The 13,978-nt window shown below is 59.2% G+C and carries 13 protein-coding genes; 10 read left to right on the top strand and 3 right to left on the bottom strand.

Features of this window, described 5'->3' with window-relative positions; translation table 11 throughout:
- Positions 1–139: 139 nt before the first annotated feature.
- Positions 140–1,591, top strand: a complete 1,452-nt coding sequence (locus RVM26_RS13860) for an NAD-dependent succinate-semialdehyde dehydrogenase (protein ID WP_498939227.1) — start codon at positions 140–142, stop codon at positions 1,589–1,591.
- Between the two features lie 11 nt (positions 1,592–1,602).
- Entirely contained in the window at positions 1,603–2,874 is a 1,272-nt protein-coding gene (gabT, locus tag RVM26_RS13855) for a 4-aminobutyrate--2-oxoglutarate transaminase (protein WP_218313934.1), read from the top strand.
- Positions 2,875–3,211: 337 nt separating this feature from the next.
- On the opposite strand, the gene RVM26_RS13850 is transcribed toward gabT, so the two are convergent.
- Positions 3,212–4,114 carry a LysR substrate-binding domain-containing protein gene (locus tag RVM26_RS13850; RefSeq protein ID WP_218313933.1) on the bottom strand — a complete coding sequence of 301 codons (903 nt, stop codon included), beginning with the start codon at positions 4,112–4,114 and terminating at the stop codon, positions 3,212–3,214.
- A 111-nt stretch (positions 4,115–4,225) separates the two neighbouring features.
- Between RVM26_RS13850 and RVM26_RS13845 the strand changes: the two genes are divergently transcribed.
- The 6 genes from RVM26_RS13845 to RVM26_RS13820 all read left to right on the top strand — a co-directional run bounded on the left by RVM26_RS13845 (position 4,226) and on the right by RVM26_RS13820 (position 9,235).
- Positions 4,226–5,008: a 5-oxoprolinase subunit PxpA gene (locus RVM26_RS13845; RefSeq protein WP_218313932.1), complete on the top strand. Its 783-nt coding sequence runs from the start codon at positions 4,226–4,228 to the stop codon at positions 5,006–5,008.
- Positions 5,009–5,055: 47 nt separating this feature from the next.
- Positions 5,056–5,304, top strand: a complete 249-nt coding sequence (locus RVM26_RS13840; protein ID WP_218313931.1) for an acetyl-CoA carboxylase — start codon at positions 5,056–5,058, stop codon at positions 5,302–5,304.
- Positions 5,301–6,716, top strand: coding sequence for an acetyl-CoA carboxylase biotin carboxylase subunit (locus RVM26_RS13835; RefSeq protein ID WP_218313930.1), 1,416 nt, complete (start codon positions 5,301–5,303; stop codon positions 6,714–6,716). Before RVM26_RS13840 ends, RVM26_RS13835 begins: the two co-directional genes overlap by 4 nt.
- A complete protein-coding gene (locus RVM26_RS13830) occupies positions 6,706–7,602 on the top strand; it encodes a 5-oxoprolinase subunit B family protein (protein WP_218313929.1) in 897 nt (298 codons plus the stop codon). The genes RVM26_RS13835 and RVM26_RS13830 overlap by 11 nt, the downstream gene beginning before the upstream one ends.
- A complete protein-coding gene (locus tag RVM26_RS13825) occupies positions 7,592–8,563 on the top strand; it encodes a 5-oxoprolinase subunit C family protein (RefSeq protein ID WP_218313928.1) in 972 nt (323 codons plus the stop codon). Before RVM26_RS13830 ends, RVM26_RS13825 begins: the two co-directional genes overlap by 11 nt.
- A gap of 231 nt (positions 8,564–8,794) precedes the next feature.
- Positions 8,795–9,235 (top strand): purine-cytosine permease family protein, encoded by a 441-nt coding sequence (locus RVM26_RS13820; RefSeq protein WP_498939223.1) that lies wholly within the window; start codon positions 8,795–8,797, stop codon positions 9,233–9,235.
- A 146-nt stretch (positions 9,236–9,381) separates the two neighbouring features.
- Here the strand turns inward: RVM26_RS13820 and RVM26_RS13815 are convergent, their stop codons facing one another.
- Positions 9,382–10,761 carry an IS1380 family transposase gene (locus RVM26_RS13815; protein ID WP_498938342.1) on the bottom strand — a complete coding sequence of 460 codons (1,380 nt, stop codon included), beginning with the start codon at positions 10,759–10,761 and terminating at the stop codon, positions 9,382–9,384.
- 119 nt (positions 10,762–10,880) lie between these two features.
- On the opposite strand from RVM26_RS13815, the gene RVM26_RS13810 reads away from it, so the two are divergent.
- A complete protein-coding gene (locus RVM26_RS13810) occupies positions 10,881–11,864 on the top strand; it encodes a purine-cytosine permease family protein (RefSeq protein WP_498939221.1) in 984 nt (327 codons plus the stop codon).
- A gap of 359 nt (positions 11,865–12,223) precedes the next feature.
- A complete protein-coding gene (locus RVM26_RS13805) occupies positions 12,224–12,346 on the top strand; it encodes a hypothetical protein (RefSeq protein ID WP_498939219.1) in 123 nt (40 codons plus the stop codon).
- Here RVM26_RS13805 and tnpC read toward each other — a convergent pair.
- Positions 12,343–13,938: an IS66 family transposase gene (gene tnpC / locus RVM26_RS13800; RefSeq protein ID WP_498939217.1), complete on the bottom strand. Its 1,596-nt coding sequence runs from the start codon at positions 13,936–13,938 to the stop codon at positions 12,343–12,345. The genes RVM26_RS13805 and tnpC overlap by 4 nt on opposite strands.
- Between the last annotated feature and the right edge of the window lie 40 nt (positions 13,939–13,978).

Raw genomic sequence — 13,978 nt, 5'->3', positions numbered from 1 at the left:
AAGTTCTCCCTTGTCGATAATGCTCTTTCAATATCGTAGTAAAACAGAAAAGTGGTCTGCTTGAACGCAAAAGTGGTGCATTCTCCTGCCTAAGATTTGCTGCTAGCGTGCTTGTTAGGTTTTAGACCAGGAGAATGTTATGAGCTTTATAGAACAGTGGTTGCACGATGCCGTACCGGCCCTGGTGGGCGGGCAGTGGCGTAAGGGCCAGCAGACCTTCGCGGTGGACAACCCCGCCACCGGCGAAACCATCGCCCACGTGGCGGATTTAAGCGCCGACGACACACGCGACGCCGTGGCTGCCGCTTACGAAGCCGGTGCCGCCTGGCGCACCACCCCGGTCAAACAGCGCTCGGCCCTGCTGCGCCGCTGGTTTGAGCTGGTCAATGAGCACGCCGACGACCTGGCCCGCCTGATGACCCTGGAGCAGGGCAAGCCGCTGGCGGAAGCTAAAGGCGAAGTGACCTACGGCGCCTCGTTCATCGAGTTCTTCGCCGAAGAAGCCAAGCGCATGGCCGGGGAAACCCTGCCCAGCCACGGCGCTGACAAGCGCCTGCTGGTACTGCGCGAGCCGGTAGGCGTGGTGGCCGCGATCACCCCGTGGAACTTCCCGCTGGCGATGATTACCCGCAAGTGCGCCCCGGCCCTGGCTGCGGGCTGCACCGTGGTCATCAAACCCGCCGAAGCCACCCCGCTCACCGCGCTGGCCGCCGCCTACCTGGCGCTGGAAGCGGGCCTTCCCGCCGGCACCATCAACGTGGTAACGGCCTCCAAGCCTGCCGCCGTGGGCGAAGTGCTCACCACCGATGCACGGGTGCGCAAAGTGTCGTTTACCGGCTCTACCCCGGTGGGTAAGCACTTACTTGCACAGTGCGCCAGCACGGTGAAGAAAACCGCCATGGAGCTGGGCGGCAACGCGCCGTTCATCGTGTTTGACGACGCCGATGTGGACGCCGCCGTGAACGGTGCCATCGCCTCCAAGTTCCGCAACGCCGGGCAAACCTGCGTATGCACTAACCGCTTCCTGGTGCAGGACGGCATTTACGATGCCTTCGTCTCCAAGCTCACCGAACGCGTGAATGCGCTGAAGGTAGGCGACGGCCTGGCCGACGGCAGTATCATCGGCCCGCTGATCAACCAAGCCGCCGTGGATAAAGTACAGCGCCACGTTGATGACGCAGTGAACAAAGGCGCGCGCCTACTTTGCGGCGGCCAGCCACACGCGGCGGGTGAGCGCTTCTTCACCCCCACGGTACTGGCGGATGTGACCACTCAAATGGCCGTCGCCGACGAAGAGACTTTCGGCCCGGTGGCGCCGGTGTTCCGCTTCAAGCAGGACGAAGAAGCCATCGCCATGGCCAACGACACCCCGTTTGGCCTGGCCGCCTACTTCTACGCCACGGATTACCGCCGCATCTGGCGAACCATGGAAGCGCTTGAGTACGGCATGGTGGGTGTGAACGAAGGCTTGATCTCTACCGAGCTGGCGCCGTTTGGCGGCGTGAAGGAGTCCGGGTTGGGCCGTGAAGGCTCCCACCACGGATTGGATGAATTTACCGAACTGAAATACGTCTGCGTAGGCGGCCTGTAAAGAGAACGATGATGACTAACCAAGAATTGAATGAACTGAAAAACCGCTTCGTGGCTAACGGTGCCGCCACGCCCACCACCCAGTTTGCCGAGCGCGCCGAAAACGCCGAGCTGTGGGACGCCGACGGCAACCGCTGGATCGACTTCGCGGGCGGCATCGGCGTGCTCAACCTGGGCCACCGCCACCCGAAAATCGTGGCCGCCGTGGAAGCGCAGCTCAAGAAAGTCATGCACACCAGCGCGGCGGTCATTTCCTACGCGCCCTACGTGCAGCTGTGCCAGAAGCTCTGCGAACTCACCCCGGTGCGCGGCCCCGAGCGCAAAGCCATGCTGGTGAACACCGGCGCCGAAGCGCTGGAAAACGCCGTGAAGATCGCCCGCGCCGCCACTGGCCGCACCGGCATCATCACGTTTGACGGTGCCTTCCACGGCCGCACCATGATGACCCTGGCGATGACCGGCAAGGTGCTGCCCTACAAGAACGACTTCGGCCCCATGCCGGGCGACGTGTTCCGCGCACCGTTCCCCAACCCGCTGCACGGCATTAGCGAAGAAGCCTCGCTGAACGCCATTCGCACGCTGTTCAAGACCGATATCGCCCCGCACCGCACGGCGGCCATCGTGATCGAGCCGGTACAAGGCGAAGGCGGTTTCTACATCGCCTCACCGGACTACCTAAAAGCCCTGCGAGCGCTATGTGACGAGCACGGCATTCTGCTGATCGCTGACGAAGTGCAGTCCGGTTTTGCCCGTACCGGCAAGTTGTTTGCGCTGGAGCATAGCGGCATCGAAGCGGATATTCTCACCACCGCCAAGAGCCTCGCCAACGGCATGCCGCTCTCTGCGGTGGTCGGCACCGCCAAGGTGATGGACGCCTCCGGCCCCAACTCCCTGGGCGGCACCTACAGCGGCAACCCGCTCTCTTGCGCGGCGGCCCTGGCGGTAATCGACGCCATCGAAGAAGAGAACATCCTGGCCCGCAGCGAACAGATGGGCAACATGCTGGCCGAACGCTTCGCCGCCTGGGAAGAACGCTTCCCCGCCGTCGCCCACGGCCGTCAACTCGGCGCCATGGCCGCGTTTGAACTGCTCAACGGTGACGGCGAGCCCGACCCACAGCTCACCGCCGCGCTCTGCGCCAAAGCCCGGGAGAAAGGCCTGATCCTCCTTTCCTGTGGTTTCTACGGCAACAGCATCCGCATTCTGGTGCCGCTGACGGTGTCGTCTGCGGTGCTGGAGGAGGGGTTGAGTATTATTGAGCAGTCGTTGGAAGCGCTTTGTTAACACACGACGAAGCTTTACACAGCTCGCCGTTGCCATACTGCGAAAGTGGTGGGTAATTGGCGGGCAATTCTATTTTTGAACCTGCATTTGCGCTAAGTGTTTGTGGTATCCCTACAGGGTTTCTCTACCATGCCCCGAGTAACCGGCGTGGAGTGGGATATTGCCCTGGTGGCCGCCATGGATCATCCCGGCAGTGAGGATGTGATCGAAACCCCGCTTGTCCGGTGAAAGCGGTACAAAGCGGAGACATTGCGCAAATGGTGGCCTTTGATCGCAACGTGGATGCCCTTGAATTGGCAAACTCGTCGCCTAACCCATGAACAGGCGCATGAGCGCGTTACGCCGAATAACTTTGAGCCAGCTCACGAAACGCCTTGGCTGCGGGGCTTAACGGGCGGTGTCGCGGCCAGGATAACCCCAGTTCCATGGGCGGGATGGGGTTGCTCAATTCAATATGCTCGATGCGCTTGCCATCCAGCGACCAGGGCCGGTATACCATATCGGAAAGCAGTGTGATGCCGGTGCCATTGGCCACCATGCTGCGCACCGCCTCCACCGAGGAGGTGCGAAACAGGATGTTAGGCGTTAGCCCTTCTGGTTTCCAGTATTTCATGGCGGACTGGTCCGCTTCATCCACGGTCAGCATGATATAGGGATAATGGGCAATATCTCTGAGCGTGATGTGCTCCTGCTTGAGGAGTTCGTGTTGCCCGTTTACCCAAAGCCGCCGTTTAGACTGCGTCAGCGTCAGTGTTTCCAGCCACTGGTAATGTTCAATATTGGACGTCAGTATGGTGGCCAAATCGAAATCACCCGCCTTTAGACCCTGCTCGATATCCGGGCGCGGCACCTCGTGTAATTCCACCCTGACCCAGGGGTAGCGTCGCTGAAACTGCGCCAGCAAAGGCGGCATGAAATACCCTGCGACCGTATAGGTCATCGCCAGCCTCAAGGTTCCCTTGAGCGTGGAGTGGGTGTCTTCCAGGCTATCAAAAGCATCATTTAACGCCTGAAAGGCGTAGTTGACCCGTTGTAGAAAGCGGTTGCCTTCGCGGGTCAGGATCATCCCTCGGCTGGTTCGGCGAAACAGCGCCACCCCCAATTGTTCCTCCACCTCCTTGACCCCGGTGGTGATTGAGGACTGCGAGACATTCAGGTCAACCGCGGCCTGTATGACGCGCCCGCTTTTGGCCACCGCCATCACATAACGCAGCTTACGCAGGGATAAATCGCGCATCATGGGCGTCTGACTCCTGCCTTCGGATTTTTTGATATCATTCTACAAGAATTAATATTACCAATGTCTCTTCTTAACTGTCATTAATAAATGCGACGACCAAGGAGAGACGTAATGACCACAACAATTGATCTGAATGCGGATATGGGAGAAAGCTTCGGTGCCTGGTCAATAGGGGATGGTGTTGATGCCGATATCATGCCATTGATCAGTTCGGCCAATATCGCCGCCGGCTTTCATGCCGGCGACCCCAGTACCATGCGAGCGACCCTGCAGCTGGCTGCCCGCCACGGCGTCGGGGTCGGTGTGCATCCGGGGTTTCGTGATCTGGTGGGATTCGGGCGGCGGGCGATTGCCGCAGCACCGGAAGAGCTCGTCAACGATGCCCTTTATCAACTGGGGGCCCTGCGCGAGCTGGCGCATCTGGAAGGTCTTAACATGCAGCATTTCAAGCTGCATGGGGCCTTGTTCATGCACGCCGCCAAGGATGCCGACTTTGCCGGATTGCTGTGTGAAGGCCTAGCCAGGGTTGCACCGCAGCTGCCTGTCTATTGTCTGGCGGGGTCGGCGCTGGATGAGGCAGCACGCATGCAAGGACTGCCCAGAGTGCAAGAGTTCTATGCCGACCGGGATTATAACGACGAAGGCAGTATTGTCTTCGTGCGCAAGGTGCAGCGCCTGGACCCCGATACAGTGGCGCAGAAAGTGTTGCGTGCCTGCCAGCAAGGCACGGTGGAAGCTGTATCGGGCAAGTCCGTGGCGGTGGATTTCCAGTCTATCTGTATTCATAGCGATACTCCAGGGGCGCTGGCGCTGGTTAAGGCCGTGCGTAAGGCCCTGGATGATGCCGGGATTCGGGTAACACGCCCCACACCCTCAGCGACGGCTAACGCCTGAACCAGGCGACTGGCGCTGACGAATGACCAATCAACAGGAGAAACGCAATGACAACACAACAGATTCACGCTCCCTTTCCTGGCGTTTTTTATCGTCAACCTTCCCCGGATGACCCCGTTTATGTGGATGAGGGCCAGCAGGTCAATGCCGGTGATGTGATTGGCCTGATCGAGGTGATGAAGCAGTTTGTAGAGCTCAAGGCCGAAATGACAGGTACCGTCACGGGGTTTTCTGCCGAGAATGAAAGCGTGCTGGAAGCGGGTGACGTGATTGCCACCCTGGAGGTCAGCGAATGATACGCCGACTGCTGATCGTCAATCGAGGCGAGATAGCGTTGCGGATCGTGCGGGCGGCCCGTGAGCTGGGGGTTGTCAGTATCGTGGCCCATAGCGAAGCGGATGCCGACACCCTGGCCGTTCGCCAAGCGGATGAAGCCGTCTGCATTGGCCCTGCCCAGGCCGCCAAAAGCTATCTCAATATTCCTGCTGTCCTGGACGCTGCTAGAAACTGCCAGGCGGATGCGGTGCATCCCGGCTACGGGTTCCTGTCGGAAAGCGCTGACTTTGCGCGCGCCGTCCAGGAGGCCGGGCTGATCTTCGTGGGCCCGGATGCGGATATTATCGCCCGCATGGGAGACAAGGCTAGCGCCCGGCAGACGGCCATGGCCGCCGGCGTCCCCGTGGTGCCTGGTTCACCAACGGCGGTGGAAAGCCTTGATCAGGCCAAGACGGTGGCCGAAGACGTGGGCTACCCGCTGTTGATCAAGGCCGCTGCCGGTGGCGGTGGGCGCGGTATCCGGGTGGCCGAAGACAGCGGAATGCTCGCCCAGCAATTGCCTCAGGCCCAGGCGGAAGCCCAGGCTGCTTTTGGCGATGGGCGGGTTTACCTGGAGCGCTTTATTACCCAGGCGCGGCATATCGAAGTGCAAGTGCTGGGCGATGGCCAGCGCGCCGTACATTTCTTTGAACGCGAATGTTCCCTGCAGCGTCGCCGCCAGAAGATCTTCGAGGAAGCGCCATCCCCCGCGCTGGATGAGCCCACGCGTCAGCGTCTGTGTGAATCCGCGGTAGCGCTGGCGGAGCACGTCGGCTATAGGGGGGCCGGTACCCTGGAATACCTGTTTGATGACCAGACGGGCGAGTTTTTCTTCATCGAGATGAATACCCGTATTCAGGTGGAGCATCCGGTCACCGAGATGGTCACCGGATTTGACCTGGTCAGGGCGATGATCATTCTGGCTGGTGGAGAGCCGCTGAGCATTGCTCAGAAAGACATCACTCTGAGGGGCTGGGCGGTTGAAATGCGCATCAACGCCGAAGACCCGGATCGGAATTTCTTCCCCTCACTCGGTACCGTCAACGGCCTGACCTGGCCGACAGGCCCGGGCGTTCGCGTTGATAGCGGCCTGTACGACGGCTACAAGATGCCGCCTTTCTACGATTCGCTGGTGGCCAAGCTGATCGTTTGGGATGCCAGTCGAGAGCAGGCACTGGTGCGCGCCGGCCGGGCGCTGGACGAGTTCCGGCTGGAGGGCTTTACCACTACGGCCAGCCTGCATCGGCGACTGATCGAGGATGCCAATGTCAAGGCGGGTGCCTTTGACACCAACTTTCTGGAGCGTTGGCTTGAGTCCTCTGCGTCAGCGGCAGATCAGCACAAGGCCACCCCCCACGATGCCACTGTAAAGGAGGCCATCAATGAGCAATGAGATGACAGCCACCACCCGCTACAGCCAGGCCGGTGATGAATTTCTGTTCGTTGAACTCAACGAGGAAATGACCCTGGAGGCCTTTTTCCGCTCCATTTCCATCACCCAGCGCCTGCGTGAGATTGCCCTGCCAGGGGTGGTGGAAATATGCCCGGCCAATGCGTCCTATCAGGTGCGTTACAACCCGGATGTGCTGACGGCCCAGGCGCTTCAGGAAAAGCTTGAAGCCTTGGAGCAGGAGGTAGCAAGCCAGCAGGTACGTACCCTGGAAACCCGTATCATTGAAGTGCCGGTGCTGTACAACGACCCCTGGACCCATGAAACCCTGATGCGTTTTCGCGACCATCACCAGGACCCCAACGCGACAGACTTAGAGTATGCCGCTCGCATCAACGGCTACGACAGCGTGGATGCCTTTATCAAGGCGCATAGTGATACTCCCTGGTTTGTCTCCATGGTGGGGTTTGTGGCGGGGCTGCCCTTCATGTACCAGATGGTGCCGCGAGAACGGCAGATTCAAGTGCCCAAATACCTGCGCCCACGCACCGATACCCCCAAACAGACGGTCGGAATCGGTGGCTGTTTCAGCGTGATCTATTCGGTGCGCGGGGCTGGTGGTTACCAGATGTTCGGGGTAACCCCGATGCCCATCTATGACCCCGTCGACGAACAGCCGCATATCGATGCCTCCATGATCTATTTCCGCCCGGGGGATATCGTCAAGTACCGAGCTGTCGAGCGTGACGAGTATGACACCCTGCTGGCCGGCGCTGAAAAAGGCCAGTTCTCGCCAACCGTGACACCTTTCACCTTTGATCTGGATGCCTTTAACCAGGATCCGGATGGCTATGCACGTCGCGTTAAGGAGGCACTGTATGAGCATTGAAGTCATCAAGCCGGGCCTGGCGTCATCTATCCAGGATAAAGGGCGTCAGGGGTACTACCATCTTGGCATTCCACCGTCTGGCGGTATGGATCAGCGCTCCTTGATCGCAGCTAACCTTCTGCTGGGCAATCCAGAAGGCGCAGCGGTCATTGAATGCGCGCTGATGGGCCCGGAATTGCGCTTTACCGAAACACGTAAAGTGGCCGCCTGTGGTGCCGAAATGCTGCCGCGTGTCGATGGTGACTCTCAGCCGCTCAATGAAGTGTTCGAAGTACCCGCCGGTGCCACCCTGAGTTTTGATTTCGTCAGGGCAGGGGCGCGGCTCTATCTGGCAGTTGAGGGCGGCATAGACGTGCCCGAACGGCTGGATAGCCGCAGCACCTATGCGCTGGGCTCTCTGGGCGGGCTGCACGGGCGCACCCTGCAGGCGGGGGACTCCCTGGCACTGTTGCCCGTTCATGGTAAGGCGATCAATGGGCGCAGCCTGCCGGATAATCTCGTGCCTGTGTTTTCCAGGCGCTATGAATTGCGCGTCATGCCGGGACTTTATGCTCACCGCCTAGAACCTGACAGTGCCAAGCGCTTCTATCAGGAGGACTGGTCGGTGGCCTCGGAGGCAGATCGCATCGGCTATCGCATGAAAGGCGGTAGCAAACTGGATTTCATCCAGCGTGAGCCGCCCTTTGGTGCCGGTGACGACCCGTCGAATATCGTCGATGCCTGTTACCCGATTGGCTCGATTCAGGTGCCCAGTGGCAGCGAGCCGATCATTCTGCACCGGGATGCGGTTTCCGGGGGTGGCTACGCCATGATCGGCACCGTGATCAGTGCCGATATGGACACCGTAGGCCAAATCCAGCCCCATCAGAAAGTTCGCTTTGTTCAGGTAACGCTGGAGCAGGCGTTGGCTGCGCGAGCCCGCTATCAGCAGGTGCTGGAGCAGCTAAGAAACATCCCCTAAGCCGAAGAATTCCTTACGGCGTTGCCTGCAGTGCACGTCAGGCTAACGGACAGTGCGCTGCAGGCCAAACATCCTGAATGGATTAGCGCTATGGTGTGAGTGTTCTAACGCCTTCTCGCAGGATAACAACAAACTTGATGGCAGCTGGCTGATTAAACACCGTGTAGGGTGTTTAAAAGGTATTGATGGCTGCTGTTTTTAAAAAAAGTCAAACACTAAGAGAGAAGTGAAATGAGCAATCAACAGAATGAAACAAGCGATCTGGATTTTTCAGAACGCCCCGTTCCTCCAGAAGGACGAATGCCCAAGATCAATCTAATGATGGCCTGGTGGGCTGTGTGCAGCGCTATCTTTTATATGGTAGTGGCAGCGGCCATGGCACGAAGTTATGGTACCACCAATGCGTTGATCGGTATTGTTTTAACTATGATTGCCTATGGAGTTATCAATGGTGTCATCAGCCGGTACTCGATGAAAACCGGTTTAACCGTAGCCCTGTTTTCTAAGGTATTATTTGGCCATTTCGGGGCCGTGGTGGCGACGCTGATCTTCTTTGCGACTGCCCTTTATTATGCCGTCTTTGAACCCGGCTTATTCATGAGTATGCTGATTGAGCATCGCGAAGCCCCAGGTTGCTGGCACCGACTCCCAGCAGCCGTATTTGCGGTGTGAATACCTGCCGATATATACCCAAACAGTACGGTTTCTTTGTTGCTATATAACCTTCAGTAATCGATTCCGGCCATCAGGGCAGCCGTGATCGCCAGCCATCGTGATGGCCGCCTTGCGCTTGGATCGGTTGTGATATCAACCGTGTATCAGCTCAGTGCGGTCAGCTTCGGTAGCCCCTTAAGCAAGGTGGGCCACCATTTGTCAGCGGCATCGCCAAGGTGAACAGTGATGCGCCGGGCGTGTAGCGAGATAGTGGACGCGATCTTGAGGACTTGCTCGCGCATCCGGCTCAGGCTCCAGCCCTGGTGGGTTTGCCGCTCCAGGAGGCAGCGCAGTCCATGCAAGACCTGGTAGGCGTAGAGACTCAGTAGCAGGCTCACTTCGTTGCGGGCCATCACCTCTTGAACGGTGGAAGCGCCGCGGTCGGTCGAGGAGAGATGCACGTCGAGTGCTGATTTCACCTCGCCCATGTGCGCCTCGGCACTGCCGCGCTTACGGTAGAGCGCCAGAACCTTCTCCGGCGGCCAGTCGAACTTGCCGAGGTTGGTGACCAGGAAGAAGGCATGCAGCAGCAGGTCATCGGGGCGTTCCTGCACCACCAGCACCACGCGACGCGGTGCCGACCAGGAGCCCGCTTGATACTCCAGATCGTGGCACCATTCACGAGGCTGCTCAGGTGGTCGGCCACTCGGTCGCTTGAGATAGGGCGCTGCCAGCTTCTGCAGACCTGTATGGCTACGCAGCCGACCCAGGTACTCGATGTCGCGCTCTTCCAAGGCCTCCAATGTCGCATTGTCAGTGAAGCCAGCGTCGATGCGCACTCGCACCTGGGCACCGGTGCTCTCGTTGAGTCGCCGTACTAGATGCGGGATCCAGGTGTCGGCATCCTCGGCTGGGCCGGCATTGCCCTCCCGCAGCAAGCCGCCCACCATGTCGCCGGTCTCCGCCAACGATGCGACCAGCGGCGAGTAGATGCGGGCCCCGTAAAGGCCATGATAGGCCGAGCCGCCCTGGTGACCGTGAGCCTCAATCGGCAGACCATCGATGTCCAGTGTCAGCTGATGAGGGCGTTTGCCCTTTTCCAGCGAGGTCAGACGCCAGACTACCAGTCGCAGCAGGCCTTCGTGTACGGCATCGATGTTGTCGCTACGCCCGAGACATGCCAGCAGCCGCGATAATGTGGCTTGAGAGGGCCGATCTTGAGCCAATGGCGTCATGCCGCGCGCATCGCTGCAGGCCAGTTGCCAGAGCGGGTCACGGCGCAGCGTGTCGGTATCGCTGAGGTCGATCCAGCCCATCGCGCGCTGCAGCACCAGCGTTCGCAGCTGACTGGCCAGGGAGTGACGGATACGTAGTGGGTTGCGTCTATCGACCAAGTTATCCTCCAGCGCGTCGATCAGGCCGCTGTTGTCGAGGGCTTCACGCAGCAGCAAAGCGCCGCTGTCGCTGGTGGTGCGTTGGCCGTCGAGCTCAACGCGTATAGATCCGTTGCAGGTCGGAATCCAGGGAGATATGCTTTCACCCATAGCGGATGGTCCTCTTGAATCAGATTCTTGGCGAAATGCACTGATTTTTATAGAGAATACCATCCGCTATCTTCGTTTTCAGGCCTGCCTCATGAATAAGCCGGGTTGAAGGCTATGTGATGGCGCTGGTGCTCTCGGAATGGAGCGGTGTGCTGCCCATGGCGGTGTCAACGGCGATTGTTGTCGCGCTCGGGGTGGCCTTGATTTTCGGCAGTGTTCAGCACTGGCTGGACAAGTTCAATGGCGTGCTCCTGCCGGTGTATGTGGTGGGGATGCTGATTGCCGTGGGCATGGCGGTGGCTGAGTTCGGGTATCCCTCCGGCTGGTTGACCCGTGTGCCGGAAGGTGGTGCCTCCCCATGGGGATGGTTGCAGACCTTTGCCTACTATATGGGGGTCTGGGTGCTGATGATGTTCACCTTTGATTACGCCCGTTTCGGCCGCCAGGAAGACAGCAAATTCCACACCCGGATAACCTTTGGTATTCCTTTCTATGCCATGACCTTCCTGTTCAGTGGCATCGTCGGCATTCTGCTGGACTCCATGATCCCCACCGATGGGCTCTCGGAAGCCTCTATCGTGCTGGGCCTGCTTGAGTTGATGGGCGTTGGTGGTCTGTTGCTGGTATGGGTGACCCAGAGCCGTATCAACACCGCCAACTTTTACCTGGCAACCGTCAACTTTGAATCTTTTATCCGCAAGGTCACCGGTATCCAGATGTCCAAGATAGTGGCGGGCTGCGCCATTGGTGTCATTGCCTATGTACTGATGATGGCGGACGTCTTCTCCTACATTCTTCAGGCACTGGCCTATCAGGGCGTCTTTGTGGTGGCCTGGGTCGGCGTGGCGCTGGCGCATATTCTGTCGCGTACTTATCAGGACCGCTTCAATGGGCATGTGGAGCTGGATAACGCCTATATACCGGCCTTCAACCCCTGCGGCCTGGTGGCCTGGTGTGGCGCCACCCTGGTAGGCATCGTCATCATGAACATGCCTGCCATCGCCGGGTTCTCGGCACCGGCGACCTTTGTCGTTGCCTATATCGCCTACGAACTTGGGCTGCGTTTTGCGCGGGAAGACTGGTACGTCGCCAGCCTGAAATAAGCGTTAAACCGTTAATGTCTTAACCCGAGGTCTTCGTCTTATAGCGTGGGTAGGTGAGAGCAAACGGCGTTCCTTTAGTGTCTGGCTACCCACGCTTTTTCAATCGATTTATCCATGTTTTTAGGCGAGTGAAAAATAAGCGGTATTCTTCCAGTAATAAATTCTTGATGTCGATAATAAAAAAGCGGTTTCATTCTTGCCTGTCAATATTGATAGCACATTTGAATATTCATCTGATGAAGTTGGCGACTTGATCAGAGTGTTTTAAAGCCGGTAGGTCGATTATCCGTTTTGCCCGCAGGATAGCTAAAAGCGTTAAACGGAAATCATCTAACTAAAAAACATAAACGAGGTGTCATATGCCCGATCTGAGAGTGGCGGTGGATGCTGGTGGAACCTTTACCGATGTGTGTATCTATAACGCATCGACCCAGGCGTTTCGTAAGCGGTCCAATAACCCCATCTATACAGGTATCGTTTAGACCGGTAATGTCTCTTTCCACTGCCAGGGCAGTAGTGTGTCGAGGTCATCGTCGCTGAGGGCGGGCAGGGTCTCGAACACGAACTGCAGGTACTCGTAGGGCGAGAGGCCGTTGGCCCTGGCCGTCTCGATCAGGCTGTAGATTGCCGCGCTGGCCTGGGCACCGCTCGGGGTGTGGCTGAACAGCCAGTTCTTGCGGCCAACGACGAAGGGGCGAATGGCGTTTTCGGCCGGGTTGTTGTCCAGCGGGATCAACCCGTCATCGAGGAAGCGGGTCAGTCGCTGCCACTGGCCCTCCAGGTAGTGCAGCGCCCGGCCCAGCGTGCTCTTCGGCAGCACCTGCGTCAGCGACTTGTCGAGCCAGGTGCGCAGCTGGGTGATCAGCGGGCGGCTCTTCTGATCACGCAATGCCTGACGCGCCTCGGGCGCCAACGCCCTGGCCTGCCTTTCCACAGCGTAGAGTTTGCGGATCTGGTTGAGTGCCCAGTCGGCCTTGCCGGTCTTGCCCTTGGGCTGCACTTTCTGGGCCTCGACGAACTTGCGCCGTGCATGCGCCCAGCACCCCGCGTGGGTGATGCCGTTCTTGCGCACCACCTCGGCATAGCCTTCGTAGCCATCGGTGACCAGGCGACCGGCATAGTCACCCAACAGGCGTACGGGCACCCGGCCGGCTCGGCTGGCGTCATAATCAAACAGCACCACCTGCTGGCCGGGTGGACCACCGCGTTGTAGCCACATGTAGGAGGTCGAACTGGCCTTGCGTTCCGGCTCAGCATTGACCTGCAGGGTGGTCTCATCCATGTGGATCAATGGCGCCTGTAAAAGGTGTCGGCGTAGCGCCTCGATGAGTGGCGCCATACGCTGACCGGCTTGCACCATCCAGCGCGCCAGAGTGTTACGCGGGATCTCGATGCCGTGGCGGGCAAAGATCTGGCTCTGCCGATAGAGCGGCAAGGCATCCTGGTACTTGGCGGTGGCGATGTAGGCCAGCAAGGTGGCACTGGCATTACTCTTGGGCAGCAGCTTGGCCGGTGGCGGTGCGATCTGTACGCCTTCCTCGCAGGCCGGGCAGGCATATTTGCGACGCACATGGCGGATCACCTCGACCCGTGCCGGCACCACATGCAGTTCCTCGCTGATCTCCTCGCCGATGACCTTGAGCTCGGTGCCATCCTCGGCGCAGCGACGGGTGTCTTCGGGCAGCTCGTGCACGACCTCAACGCGCGGCAGTTCGGGCGGCAAGGCGAGGCGGCCGCCGCGAGTGCGGCGCTTGGCCGGCTGGCGAGATTCAGCAGCGGTTTCTTCAGCGTTCGCGTCATCGGCAGTCGCCGCGTCCTCCTCCTCATCCACGGCCACCTCGGCCTCGTTGATGAGGAGATCACCCTGTTCGACGCGGTACTTCTCGGTGGAGGGGCCGAACTGACGCTCGATGGCCAGACGGAACTGCTCGAACAGCGCGGCCTTGGCAGCTTCCCACTCCGCCTCTTTCTTCTCCATCAGGCGATGAAGCCGCGCAATCTCCTCCTGCTGAGCACGCACTTGGCGCTGCAGTTGGGAGACGCTGATGGAAGATGTCGAGGCCGGTGAGATCATGCCGCCATTTTACCAAGCGGCGCCGCTGAAAGCAGCAGAA

It is taken from the genome of Halomonas sp. KM072 (genome assembly GCF_050710315.1).
In the GTDB taxonomy this organism is placed as follows: domain Bacteria; phylum Pseudomonadota; class Gammaproteobacteria; order Pseudomonadales; family Halomonadaceae; genus Vreelandella; species Vreelandella hamiltonii.
This window is presented reverse-complemented; position numbering and strand designations above follow the sequence as displayed.

Excerpts from the sequence above, each read along its gene's own strand:
- RVM26_RS13835 (WP_218313930.1), top strand. The coding sequence starts at position 5,301 with ATGATACGCCGACTGCTGATCGTCAATCGAGGCGAGATAGCGTTGCGG.
- RVM26_RS13845 (WP_218313932.1), top strand. The coding sequence starts at position 4,226 with ATGACCACAACAATTGATCTGAATGCGGATATGGGAGAAAGCTTCGGT.
- RVM26_RS13830 (WP_218313929.1), top strand. The coding sequence starts at position 6,706 with ATGAGCAATGAGATGACAGCCACCACCCGCTACAGCCAGGCCGGTGAT.
- RVM26_RS13840 (WP_218313931.1), top strand. The coding sequence starts at position 5,056 with ATGACAACACAACAGATTCACGCTCCCTTTCCTGGCGTTTTTTATCGT.
- RVM26_RS13815 (WP_498938342.1), bottom strand. The coding sequence starts at position 10,761 with ATGGGTGAAAGCATATCTCCCTGGATTCCGACCTGCAACGGATCTATA.
- gabT (WP_218313934.1), top strand. The coding sequence starts at position 1,603 with ATGACTAACCAAGAATTGAATGAACTGAAAAACCGCTTCGTGGCTAAC.
- RVM26_RS13860 (WP_498939227.1), top strand. The coding sequence starts at position 140 with ATGAGCTTTATAGAACAGTGGTTGCACGATGCCGTACCGGCCCTGGTG.
- RVM26_RS13825 (WP_218313928.1), top strand. The coding sequence starts at position 7,592 with ATGAGCATTGAAGTCATCAAGCCGGGCCTGGCGTCATCTATCCAGGAT.
- RVM26_RS13805 (WP_498939219.1), top strand. The coding sequence starts at position 12,224 with ATGCCCGATCTGAGAGTGGCGGTGGATGCTGGTGGAACCTTTACCGAT.
- RVM26_RS13820 (WP_498939223.1), top strand. The coding sequence starts at position 8,795 with ATGAGCAATCAACAGAATGAAACAAGCGATCTGGATTTTTCAGAACGC.
- tnpC (WP_498939217.1), bottom strand. The coding sequence starts at position 13,938 with ATGATCTCACCGGCCTCGACATCTTCCATCAGCGTCTCCCAACTGCAG.
- RVM26_RS13810 (WP_498939221.1), top strand. The coding sequence starts at position 10,881 with ATGGCGCTGGTGCTCTCGGAATGGAGCGGTGTGCTGCCCATGGCGGTG.
- RVM26_RS13850 (WP_218313933.1), bottom strand. The coding sequence starts at position 4,114 with ATGATGCGCGATTTATCCCTGCGTAAGCTGCGTTATGTGATGGCGGTG.